Below are 10,856 nucleotides of genomic sequence, written 5' to 3'. Positions count from 1 at the left end.
GTGACGACAAGCTGCCGTGGTCGACCGTGCGCAGCGTTGGGCGGAACGACGCGCGTCAGGTACCGCCCGAGGCACTGAAAGCGATCTTCCGCAGCGACGCCAACAAGCTGCCGGCATACGTCGGCAGCCCCAGCAGCGGCGGCGGTTACACGCTCTACAAGCTCATCAAGGTCAGTCACTCTGAGACCACCGACGACCAGCGGCGGCAAGCCATGCGTCGTGAACACGCTGCTCTGCTGGGTCAAGAGGAGTTCCATGCTTACCTGGCCGGCTTGCGCACGCGCTACAAGATCGACATCAACAAGGCGGTGCTGGAAAGCAAGGATCGCTGATCGCCGCTTGGTTCGGGTGGCGCGAACGGTCTGTGCTGGTGGAAGCGGGCGGTTTTTGCCGCGCCAATCTCCCCGAGCAGGAAGATGTGCAGCAAAATCGACGCAAGAGCACGCCAGGAGCAGCGCCGCAAGGTCAAAGAAAAACCCCGCGACGGCGGGGTTTTCTTTGGCTGGGCTGAGGGCCGCAAGCGGTGAGCTGCGGCCTCGCCGGCGGTTGATTACATGTCCATGCCGCCCATGCCGCCCATGCCACCCATACCGCCCATTCCGCCAGGACCCATCGGCGGCTTTTCCTCGGCCAGCTCGGCGACCATGCAGTCGGTGGTGAGCATCAGGCCAGCGATCGAAGCGGCGTTCTGCAGCGCCGTACGCGTCACCTTGGTCGGATCGAGAACACCCATTTCGACCAGATCGCCGTACTCGCCGGTGGCCGCGTTGTAGCCGTAGTTGCCGGTACCGTTGGTCACCGCGTTGACGACCACTGAAGGCTCGTCGCCGGCGTTGGCGACGATTTCACGCAGCGGCTGCTCCATCGCGCGCAGGACGATCTTGATACCGGCGTCCTGGTCGTGGTTGTCGCCCTTCAGACCGGCCATTCCGGCGCGCGCGCGCAACAGCGCAACACCGCCACCGGCGACGATCCCTTCTTCGACGGCCGCGCGGGTAGCGTGCAGCGCATCTTCGACGCGCGCCTTCTTCTCCTTCATTTCCACTTCCGTCGCGGCACCGACCTTGATCAGCGCAACGCCGCCGGCCAGCTTGGCGACACGTTCCTGCAGCTTTTCCTTGTCGTAGTCGCTCGTCGCCGTATCGATCTGGGCGCGGATTTGCTTGACGCGCGCTTCGATCGCAGCGCTCGAACCGGCTCCGTCGATGATCGTCGTATTCTCCTTGCCGACTTCGATGCGCTTGGCCTGACCGAGGTCGTTCAGCGTCGCTTTTTCGAGTGTCAGACCGACTTCTTCAGCGATCACCTGGCCGCCGGTCAGGATGGCGATGTCTTCCAGCATCGCCTTGCGCCGGTCACCAAAGCCGGGCGCCTTGACCGCGCAGGTCTTCAGGATGCCGCGGATGTTGTTCACCACCAGCGTCGCCAGCGCTTCGCCGTCGACGTCTTCGGCCACGATCAGCAGCGGACGGCTGTTCTTCGCCACCTGCTCGAGCACGGGCAGCAGGTCGCGGATGTTCGAGATCTTCTTGTCGAAGATGAGCACGAAGGGATTCTCGAGAATAGCGTTCTGCTTGTCGTTGTTGTTGATGAAGTAGGGGCTCAGATAGCCGCGGTCGAACTGCATCCCTTCGACCACGTCGAGTTCGTTGTTCAGCGACTTGCCGTCCTCGACGGTGATCACGCCTTCCTTGCCGACCTTGTCCATCGCTTTCGCGATGATATCGCCGATCGCCTCGTCGGCATTGGCCGAAATGGCGCCGACCTGGGCGATTTCCTTGCTCGTCGAGCAGGGCTTGGAGAGCTTCTTCAGCTCTTCGACGGTGGCCACGACGGCCTTGTCGATGCCGCGCTTGAGATCCATCGGATTCATACCGGCGGCGACGTACTTCATGCCTTCACGAACGATCGACTGGGCAAGGACGGTGGCCGTCGTCGTTCCGTCACCCGCGATGTCGGAGGTCTTCGAAGCGACTTCCTTGAGCATCTGCGCGCCCATGTTGGCGAACTTGTCCTTCAGTTCGATTTCCTTGGCGACCGAAACGCCGTCCTTGGTCACCGTCGGTGCGCCGTAGGAGCGTTCGAGAACCACGTTGCGGCCTTTCGGACCGAGGGTGATCTTGACCGCATCGGAGAGGATGTTGACACCCTCGACCATGCGGGCACGGGCGCTGTCGCCAAACTTGACGTCTTTTGCTGCCATAGAGATAACTCCTGATTGATTGTTGGTTTGGATGGAAAACGTGGAAATGCCGGGTGTTCGAGCGGGAGGCGTCGAGCGCCTCAGGGCTCGATCACACCCATGATGTCTTCTTCACGCATGACCAGCAGTTCGTCGCCTTCGACCTTGACGGTCTGGCCGGCATACTTGCCGAACAGGACGCGGTCGCCGACCTTGACGGCGAGGGCGCGGACGCTACCGTCTTCGAGGATCTTGCCATTGCCAACGGCGCGAACTTCACCCTGGTCGGGTTTCTCGGCGGCGGTATCCGGGATGACGATACCGGAAGCGGTCCGGCGCTCTTCTTCCAGACGTTTGACGATCACGCGATCATGCAACGGACGAATCTTCATAAAGTCTCTCCTAGGTTTTTCAGACACATAACGAATTTGCGCAAGGTCTCCGCAGGGTCTGCAGAGGCTGTCGATGCCGGGTTATTAGCACTCGCGGCTAACGAGTGCTAATAATAGGGCCGGTGGCACATTATTTCAAGACCCAGTCAGCTCAAAACTTGCGTTAAATTCCCTCGTTCGGTTCGAGGACACCCGGGCTCGACGTGCGCGGTGCTGGGGCGCGTACTCAATTGAGCCAACAGGCGTACGCTCTATGGGGTTATGGCGCTCCTATGGTATTGCCGGTATTGCCCAGCAATGACCCAGCAAGGGGCTGCCCACACTTGCCGCAACATGGTCATATTCTGATTGTGCGACAGGGTGTCAATCGCGGCCAAAAACCGCCGAGATCTGACGCAGCCGAAAATTCGGGCACGAAAATTGCCGGTCCGGAGCCGGGTCAAGGGCGGGCGCCAGCCCGGCGCAGCAACCCCTTGACGCGGCGGAGGGACGGGTACGCTGGAGCATGGCTGTAAGCGCGGCAGTTCCGCGCTTACAGCCATGTTGACCTGCGCTTTTCCGCGCCAGATTGCCGCGGTTTCTCCCCGCCATTAACAATAATCGCATCAGGCCATTCAGACGCATACCCATGCGCTACGACAAGCTTGCCGAGTCCTTCCTGTCGTTCGTTCAACTCGCTTGCGCTATCGTCTGGCTCTCTGCATTGAGGACACACCCCGCCGCGTGCAATTTTGTCAGGCGCTGGGTCAGCGTTCGTGGGAGTACAAGTGCCAGCCTTGCCCGCTTTCGTCTGCCGCAGCTCCCGATCGCGGGTCTTCGCTTGGCTCGTCGCCGACCGCAGTCCGGCGAGGATCGTCGTGTCAGCGATCATGGTCCTTGCGGATCATTCGCCCCTTGGGGGTCGCCTGTGTGTCGATCCCCACGAATCCCCGCAACGCTCGGCTAGCGGCGATCCCCGATCCCCTCATCCGCCCGGCCCTTGCACTGCCTCACCAACTACGCCCGCTGCTACAGCTCAAGCGCGATCAGCGGCGCTCTGCGCTGCCCTCGCGAAGTGTCTCCGCGAACGACGGTCATGCGTGTTCGTATCGTTTTCGGCATTCGCCACCAGTCGATTATGCTCTTCAATTACTTCAACCGCAACGCTTCATGAACCTCGAAAGCCATGATGGAAAGCAGGGTGGCAAGCATCAAGTACTGGAAAGCATACTGGAAGCGAACCTTGTGGTCCGCTTGATAGTATGCTGACTCTGTTAGATCACGGTTCTTGAGAACCTGCCATGCTTGCGGTATGGCAATGACCGAAATCAAGAGCAATAATGGGCTCTGGTTCCAGATGAATACTCCAAGCAACATGGGAATTCCGAAAAGCCAAATTCTAGGCGAAACAACGGAGACGATACGGCCACCGTCCAGAGGTGTGATCGGAATGAGGTTAAAGAGATTAAGCACAAATCCCGCGTAGGACAAGGCTAGTAATAGACTGCTTCCGTTGTTGCACGCTACCAGGTAACAGACAAATGCAGCGGCGCTGCCGAGAATGGGGCCGGCGATTCCCACGAACGCTTCCGTCTCGGCGTCAAGCGGCTGCTCTTTCAATTGAATCCACGCGCCAATGAATGGGATAAACGTAGGTGCACCGACATCAAGACCTCGTTGTCGCGCTGCGAGGAAATGCCCCATCTCATGGATAAACAACAAACCCACAAATCCCACAGCGTACCGCCATCCGTAAACAAACGCATACGTGAATATCGAGAGCAGCATCGTGCCGCCCGTTGCCAGGAATTTTCCGAGTTTCCCGGCAAGGAGGAGCGCGACGACAGCTTTCAAACCTCTTCTCCACGCATGCGCAGCGCCTCGCGGTAAGCCTGAGTAATCTCCTTTGACTTATGTTCCGCTAAATCCTTTAGTTCATCGCCGAGTGATGCAACCTTGTCTGGGTGGTATTGGCTTATCAGCAATTTGTAAGCGCGCCGAATCTCGTCAATTGAGGCATCCGGAGAAACACCTAGAATTTTGTCCCAGGAGGCAGAAGTCGTTTTCTCATTTCTTGCCGTCTCCCGAGCGCGATTCTGCGCCGAGGCAGCGGCGGAGGCTCTGGCTGAGGTTCCTCCGAGCAAGAACCTCGAAACAATCCAGTAACCCAAGAAAAGACCGGAAAGAACAACGACAATTTCTAGGGTTGACATGAAACCTCCTCGTCGATCAATAATTGCCATCGCCGGTGCAAGAGGCCGTAGCGCTCGGAATCAGTATCCTCGCATTGAATCTCATTTCTTAATCGCTCGATTAATTCAGTACGAGTTCTCAGCCAGTTAGCTGAGCTTTGGAGGCGACGTGCAGCGCTGACAAGATCTTCGCGCACCGGTACAGCCGCCGCCAGGTGCCGGATGAGATTCAGAGCGAACGGCGGACAAATCAGTGACTCGAAGGCTAGCGCGGCAAAGCCCCTTCTGGAAAGGTAAAAATCAGTTCGATGGAACCAGACCCACGTCATCGCTACCAAGATGCTGCCGTAAAGCAGCAGCAGGGCCGGTAGCAGAATTGACTCACCAAGGCGCGTAAAAAAGCCCAGGGGGAAGAGCAGGAATAACGCAATTGCCATGCTCCAAACGAATGGCGCCAGGGGGTAGAACATTTGACGAGGTGGCTCCCAGGGTTCAAAAACTTCACGGCTGATCTCAAACTCCCACGATAGCCGAAATAGTGGGCGATGGATCTGAAGCGGGTTTGGAATGTAGATTTCTTTACCCAATATGGTGGTGTTCTCAGAGCCGAAAACCACTATCCACTTGCTCCTTCGACCAGGAAGGAGTAAGGCTTCGTTGCAGCACAGGAGTTGGGCCGAGTCATAGAGGTACATGCCTGTGATGGCGATCATCAGGAGAAACTCAGGACTGAAGCTCATTACTCCCTCTTGCGTCTGAACAGTGACCCTATTCCGACTACTGCAGCAACGGCTAATCCAGCAAGTACCTTCCAGAATGCGGCGAGAAAGCCTGCGATAACCGCCCAAAAGCCCTTCTTTGTCGCTACCGCAGCGGTGCCGCCAAGAATCAGCGCGGCGAGGCCATACTCAGCAACCTTATCGCCTTGCTTGAACTCTGAGTAACGCTCGCCCGGGACATAGCGAAAATCCTCAAGTGCCGCCCTGAACTGCTCGGTGTCTTCGGGTAAAGATGCGACATCTGATACCAGGACTGCGCTCATTACGCCGGAGCGGCCAAGTAGTCGACTCGTGTAATTCACAAGCATCTTCCCGTCTTGTTGTCTCAGGCGCATTCCCCATTCCAGTCGCTTTGTCTGCGCGTCATAGTGCGGTGCAACTTGCCAGCCATCGGTATATAGCAAAGGCATGCCCAGGCGCTTTCGCTCTTCGTTGCCCGCGCCATCCGACTTTTTTAGCGTTTTCAAGAGCTCGTCGGGATCAATCTTTTCGTCATCCTTGATATAGCCGGTTGGGTTGAAGGAGAAGACGGAAAACCACTTGAGTGAATCCGGGGCAAGGAGATAATAGCCGTCTTTCGGTGGGTTTCCGGCTAACTCAAGGAAGCGGCGCGTATTCTTTTCATCGAGAAAAACGTAGCCTGAGGGTACCGCAATCGTTGCTTTATTTGAAATACGCCCTTCAGTTGGACCTATTTGCCACGCAAGCTTCTTAAAGTCTTCTTCGGGACTCACCGGAGCTTGACTCCAACCAAGAATCGGCCACATCAGCAAGAGATAGATCAAGTAGCGCATGCGCACCTCCATAGAATTGGGTTATGGCAACAAGAAATTGGACGGCGCGATGGCGATAGCTCCAGCCACTCGTAGCCGCGCTGCATTCTTGGAAGGGGTAGAAAGTCAAAGGGACCGACCGACATGCTCCAGGCACGCGATCGCTGGCTGGCGTCCGACGGAATGACCGGTCGCGGGAATAGGCATTAGCGTAGCTAGTACTTAGCTGAAATGCAAGCCCGCCGTTAAGGGGTTAAAAGCTTAAAGGGAGACATGCTGACCGCGCCGCATCGCAAGTTCCAGTAGAGGAGACGACACAAGTGGACGGGGGGCCGAGCCGCTGCGGTAGCCAGGAAGGCTGGCCTAAGGCAGTCGCCGGCGTCGCGGTTTGCCTGAGATGAGAGATGCCCTCGCGTGCAGCTTGGACTCGCGGTCTTGCGCGCCGGAATCTGGCAGCCTGCCGGACTTGACGGCGGAAGACCCGCCAAGCCTCACGATACGGGAAGCAAGTGCCGGATTGGGTAGATTTTCAGTCGTATCGCAAGGTTTTTCTGCCGTTTTTCCCTACGGTGGTTGCAGCTTGGCCATACGCATCAAGTCACACGCCAAGCAAGAGAGACGAAGTGGGTGGAGTTTCTCGAAGGTCGGAGGGTTCAGCATGACAAGTCTCTTTCAGTGGTAGTAGTCGGGGCCACGCAGATGGGCGTGTTCGACGGGCAAACAGGTCCGGGCCGGGGCAGTGACGACGCACTTCTTGTCCAGACCGTTTTTCAGGATCGATTTCAGGCTGCTGCAGGAAGTCGCGCTGATCGTGATGGCCCGCTCGCAGGCCGCTTCCAGACGATCGTCCCCGTAGGCCTTGGCGAAGCGCAGGATGCCCAGGCACGCCCGGTAACCGTGTTGCGGATGTCTGCGCTGCCGCAGAACGCGCTGCACGAGGGCAGCGTTATGCGGCCCGATTCGCGTCGCCCACTCGATCAGGCGTGGCGCATCCCAGCCGAGGACCGCCCGGTGCCCCGGCGTCATGTGCGCATCGACGGTAGTGTGCCGACCGCGAGCATCGCTCCGGACATGGCTGGCGATCCGCACGCCGCGGTGAAACAGTTCGAGGGTCGTCGCCGTCAGCCGATTGTCGACCTTCTCCCGGGCAAAGCGGTAGAGCACCGCGTAGTAGTGGCCAACGACCTCGACGGGATTCGATGCCGACGTGGACCACTTTCATTCGGCAAACTCGTAACGCGTGAGCGGTAACGGCCGCAAAGCGGGCCGGTCCATTTCCGCGAAGGCCGACTGACGAGAGCCGGGCAACTTTCTGAACGGACGGCTATTGAGCGCCGCCATCAGGTCGACCAGGCGGCGGTTCAGTTCATCCAGGCGGAAAAACTGTTGATGGCGCAGCCGGGCCAGGACCCAGCGTTCGAGCAGGCGGACGGCCGCCTCGGCCTTGGCTTTGTCCCGCGGTCGATACGGCCGGGCAGGCAACACGGCCGTGCCGTAATGGGTGGCCAGGTCGGGGTACGTCGGGTTGAGTTCGGAATCACGGAAGCGGGCGGCGGTGACCCCGCTCTTGAGGTTGTCCGGCACCAGGAGAGCCGGACAACGCCGGAGGTGCTCGAAGGTGCGCACATCGCTGCCAATCCAGTCCGGCAGGCTCTGGCTCCAGGTCGCATCGCAGTAGGTGTCGTTCGAAGCGCCCAGCATGGCGAGCAAGATCGCCGCTTGGCGAACTTCGCCGGTTATCGGGTCGCTGATCGGCACCGTCGGGCCGGTGTAGTCGATGAACAGTTTCTCGCCCGGCGCGTGTCTCTGGCGCAGGCTGACCGCGAGCCGGACGACCCACCGCCGATAGTGGGCGCAGAAGCTGCTGTAGGGGTAGCCCGAAGGATGCTCGGCCTTGTTTTCCTGCCACAGCAGGTCGAGCGTGACGCCCTTGCGCCCCAGCTCGCGGCGAACATCCGCCCAATCGGGTTCGGGGGGGTTCGGGGCGAGGATGTCCTCGCCGCCGGGCGGGCTCGCGAGCGGGCCGCAAAAACTTGCCACTCGCCCCAGGCGATTGAGCGCCGGTGCGTGTTGCCCGCCGTCAAGGGTGCACTTTGCCGCGCTTCGGACCAGACCGCTGCGCGGCGGCGCACCGCGCGCGCGGCAGCGAAATCCCGTTTTGCGAACTCGCGTTTGCTGCCATTCGCGGACATAATGCGACTTTCCCCGCGCCACCGTGCAGCTTTATATCAGACCCTTCACATGCGCTCCGAGCCCTCGATCACGCTCGTTTCCCTCCGCCTGCAGCTCGTTTCCGACGGCCTGCGCTTCCCCGCTTTCTCCGGCAGCGTCTGGCATGGCGGCTTCGGTCAGGCGCTCGCCCGCCGCTTTCCGGAAGCCTTTCGCCTGCTCTACGGCGGCCAGGCGGAAACCCGCCTGCACAGCCTGCGCCCGGAGCCCGGCGAGACCTACCCGAGCGGCAGCCGGCTGACCCTCGAACTCTCGCTCTTCGGCCGCGCCGGCGAACATGTCTGTGCCTGCACGCAGGCCATCGCCCAACTCGGCGAAAGCGGAATCGACCCGGCCGGGCATTACCGGCTGACGCACGCCGCCGTGCGAACGCCGCTCGGCGACATCGAATACTTCACTGCCGCCGACGGCTTCACCCGACCGCCGCCGACGACCGACTTCCGCGACTGGCTGCCGGCGCGCCCCGCCCCAGCGGCGATCGAGCTCACGCTGCTCACCCCCTTGCGCATCAAGGAAGGCGGCGAACTCGTCCGCCAGGCGCCCAGTTACGCGCAGCTCCTGCACCGCCTGATCGGTCGCCTCGAACAACTGGCGCACGTCACCGGCGGCCGGGCGCCGTTTACCGCCGACGAGCGGGCGCAACTCCTGGCCGCCGCGCAGGACGTGCGACTGACCGACGCCGCGCTGCGCTGGAGCGAAATCGCCCGCCGCTCGGCGCGCACCCATAGCCAGATGCATTTCGGCGGACTGCTCGGCCGGTTGCGTTTTGCCGGCGAACTCGACTCGACGCTGCCCTGGCTGCTCGCCGGGCAGCACGTGCAGATCGGCGGCAAGAGCGCTTTCGGCTTCGGCGCTTACCGGATTGTCGGAAGCGACGCCGCCGGCGGGCCGGCCGGCGCTGCCGGCACTTGACCAGAACACGGCCGCAGGGGAGGGAATCGATGGCCAAAGCAGCACCGCAACTCGACACCGCCGCGCTGATGCAAGACGTGCAGCGCGCCATGGACGACAGCGCAGCCGTCTGGCAGCGTTACACCTGCCGCTTGCTCACCCCGATGTACGGCGGCGGCGTCGAGCCGGGGGTGGTCGATCGCCTGATGCCGATCCGCGCCACGGCCATCCGCGGCCAACTGCGCGCCTGGTGGCGGCTGCTCAATCGTCGGCGCACCGAGTACTGCCGTGAAGGAAAACCCGACAGCGCTCTGCTCTTCGCCGCCGAGCGGGAGATCTGGGGCGGCCTCGGCGATGAGAAGACGCTGGCGGCGAGCAAGGTCGTCGTGCGCGTCGAGAAGATGCCGCAAGACCTGCGCCTGTCGCCGAAAGACGGCACGGCGCTGGGCCGGATGATCCTCAGCGAAGCGGGAACAGAGGTCGAATGGCTCAGCCGGCGGGGGCCGGTCGAATTCGTCCTCGCCCTGCGTATCGACGCCGGCGGCGAAAGCATCCTGCAGGCGCTGCGCATGTGGGCCAGCTTCGGCGGCCTCGGCGCGCGTACCCGGCGTGGTCTGGGGGCGGTCGAAGTGAGCGACGCGCAGGGAGACGTGCTGCAGGCCACGAAAGACGACTGGGAAGCTGCCGGCGGCACGGTCGGCGGGATGCGCGACTGCTTCTTCGACGACTACCAAAGCGCCGTCCAGGCCGGCGTGCAGAAACTGATCGATTTCCGCCAGGACGCCGGACTCGCGCGCGGCCTCGGCAGCGGCAGTCGCCCCGGCGGCAGCTTCTGGCCGGAAGCGAATGCCGTGCGCCATCTCATGCGCCGCGCGCGCGACAAGAACCGGAACGTGCTCGATCGCGCCCATCCGCCACCGCTTCTTTTCCCACGCGCCTTGTTCGGCCTGCCGATCGTTTTCCAGTTCAAGCCGGACGAAAAGCAAGGCGATCCCGCGCCATGCGCGCTCGAAGTCGCCGACGACGCGGAACAGCGACGCGACCGCTTCGCCAGCCCGCTGATCTTCGCCGCCCGCCGCCAGGTGCGCGGGCTGAAAACCTGCTATCAGCCGATCGTGCTGCTCCTGCCGACGCACCGTCGACTGCGCGCGCAGGGGCTGAAGCTGAAAGGCAGCCAGCGGACGGTCGAACTCGCCGTCGGCGCCTGGTGGCCGGCCGACGCCGACCAGCGGCGGGCGGTCACGCCAGCGGAACTGCGCGAGTTTGCCGACGCCAAGGCCGACATCCTGTCGACCTTCCTCCGCTACTTTCAGCGTGGAGACAAATAATGAGCACCTGGCTCCTCGAAATCGCCATCGGCCCGGTGCAGGGCTTCATCGCCGCCGCGCGGCGCAGTCGCGACCTGTGGGCGGGCAGCCATCTGCTCTCCGAACTCGTCC

11 protein-coding genes and 1 pseudogene are annotated in these 10,856 nt (G+C 61.6%); 4 read left to right on the top strand and 8 right to left on the bottom strand.

The genetic code is table 11. From position 1 onward, the window contains the following. Positions 1–332: pseudogene (locus RKP46_RS18470) on the top strand (peptidylprolyl isomerase); the annotation flags it as partial. A 218-nt stretch (positions 333–550) separates the two neighbouring features. On the opposite strand, the gene groL reads toward RKP46_RS18470, so the two are convergent. The 8 genes from groL to istA all read right to left on the bottom strand — a co-directional run bounded on the left by groL (position 551) and on the right by istA (position 8,337). Continuing rightward, the gene (groL, locus tag RKP46_RS18465; protein WP_311107983.1) at positions 551–2,203 is read right to left on the bottom strand and encodes a chaperonin GroEL; all 1,653 of its coding nucleotides are present in this window, start codon (positions 2,201–2,203) and stop codon (positions 551–553) included. 80 nt (positions 2,204–2,283) lie between these two features. Continuing rightward, on the bottom strand, positions 2,284–2,574 hold the full coding sequence (gene groES, locus RKP46_RS18460) for a co-chaperone GroES (protein WP_300331282.1): 291 nt from the start codon (positions 2,572–2,574) through the stop codon (positions 2,284–2,286). A gap of 1,128 nt (positions 2,575–3,702) precedes the next feature. Beyond that, complete coding sequence (locus RKP46_RS18450; RefSeq protein WP_311107982.1) at positions 3,703–4,407, bottom strand: site-2 protease family protein; 705 nt, start codon at positions 4,405–4,407, stop codon at positions 3,703–3,705. Next, positions 4,404–4,766 carry a J domain-containing protein gene (locus tag RKP46_RS18445; protein WP_311107981.1) on the bottom strand — a complete coding sequence of 121 codons (363 nt, stop codon included), beginning with the start codon at positions 4,764–4,766 and terminating at the stop codon, positions 4,404–4,406. The genes RKP46_RS18450 and RKP46_RS18445 overlap by 4 nt, the downstream gene beginning before the upstream one ends. Further along, the gene (locus RKP46_RS18440) at positions 4,754–5,485 is read right to left on the bottom strand and encodes a hypothetical protein (protein ID WP_311107980.1); all 732 of its coding nucleotides are present in this window, start codon (positions 5,483–5,485) and stop codon (positions 4,754–4,756) included. The genes RKP46_RS18445 and RKP46_RS18440 overlap by 13 nt, the downstream gene beginning before the upstream one ends. Continuing rightward, positions 5,485–6,318, bottom strand: a complete 834-nt coding sequence (locus RKP46_RS18435; protein ID WP_311107979.1) for a DUF2167 domain-containing protein — start codon at positions 6,316–6,318, stop codon at positions 5,485–5,487. The genes RKP46_RS18440 and RKP46_RS18435 overlap by 1 nt, the downstream gene beginning before the upstream one ends. 651 nt (positions 6,319–6,969) lie before the next feature. Further along, entirely contained in the window at positions 6,970–7,461 is a 492-nt protein-coding gene (locus RKP46_RS18430) for a hypothetical protein (protein ID WP_311107978.1), read from the bottom strand. Positions 7,462–7,515: 54 nt separating this feature from the next. Continuing rightward, on the bottom strand, positions 7,516–8,337 hold the full coding sequence (gene istA, locus RKP46_RS18425) for an IS21 family transposase (RefSeq protein WP_311107977.1): 822 nt from the start codon (positions 8,335–8,337) through the stop codon (positions 7,516–7,518). Between the two features lie 201 nt (positions 8,338–8,538). Between istA and cas6 the strand changes: the two genes are divergently transcribed. The 3 genes from cas6 to RKP46_RS18410 all read left to right on the top strand — a co-directional run. Next, positions 8,539–9,438, top strand: a complete 900-nt coding sequence (gene cas6, locus RKP46_RS18420; RefSeq protein ID WP_311107976.1) for a CRISPR system precrRNA processing endoribonuclease RAMP protein Cas6 — start codon at positions 8,539–8,541, stop codon at positions 9,436–9,438. A gap of 29 nt (positions 9,439–9,467) precedes the next feature. Continuing rightward, positions 9,468–10,745: a type III-B CRISPR module RAMP protein Cmr1 gene (gene cmr1 / locus RKP46_RS18415; protein ID WP_311100229.1), complete on the top strand. Its 1,278-nt coding sequence runs from the start codon at positions 9,468–9,470 to the stop codon at positions 10,743–10,745. Continuing rightward, positions 10,745–10,856 (top strand): type III-B CRISPR-associated protein Cas10/Cmr2 (locus RKP46_RS18410; RefSeq protein ID WP_311107985.1); only part of this gene is annotated, 112 nt, incomplete at its 3' end. The genes cmr1 and RKP46_RS18410, both read left to right, overlap by 1 nt.

This window comes from Accumulibacter sp., assembly GCF_031732815.1.
Classification (GTDB): Bacteria; Pseudomonadota; Gammaproteobacteria; order Burkholderiales; family Rhodocyclaceae; genus Accumulibacter.
Note: the sequence above shows the minus strand (reverse complement) of the source record. Positions and strands in the feature narration are given on the sequence as shown.

What these genes read in the sequence shown, in the direction of transcription:
- groL (WP_311107983.1), bottom strand. Translation starts at nt 2,203, where the DNA reads ATGGCAGCAAAAGACGTCAAGTTTGGCGACAGCGCCCGTGCCCGCATG.
- groES (WP_300331282.1), bottom strand. Translation starts at nt 2,574, where the DNA reads ATGAAGATTCGTCCGTTGCATGATCGCGTGATCGTCAAACGTCTGGAA.
- RKP46_RS18445 (WP_311107981.1), bottom strand. Translation starts at nt 4,766, where the DNA reads ATGTCAACCCTAGAAATTGTCGTTGTTCTTTCCGGTCTTTTCTTGGGT.
- RKP46_RS18440 (WP_311107980.1), bottom strand. Translation starts at nt 5,485, where the DNA reads ATGAGCTTCAGTCCTGAGTTTCTCCTGATGATCGCCATCACAGGCATG.
- RKP46_RS18435 (WP_311107979.1), bottom strand. Translation starts at nt 6,318, where the DNA reads ATGCGCTACTTGATCTATCTCTTGCTGATGTGGCCGATTCTTGGTTGG.
- cas6 (WP_311107976.1), top strand. Translation starts at nt 8,539, where the DNA reads ATGCGCTCCGAGCCCTCGATCACGCTCGTTTCCCTCCGCCTGCAGCTC.
- cmr1 (WP_311100229.1), top strand. Translation starts at nt 9,468, where the DNA reads ATGGCCAAAGCAGCACCGCAACTCGACACCGCCGCGCTGATGCAAGAC.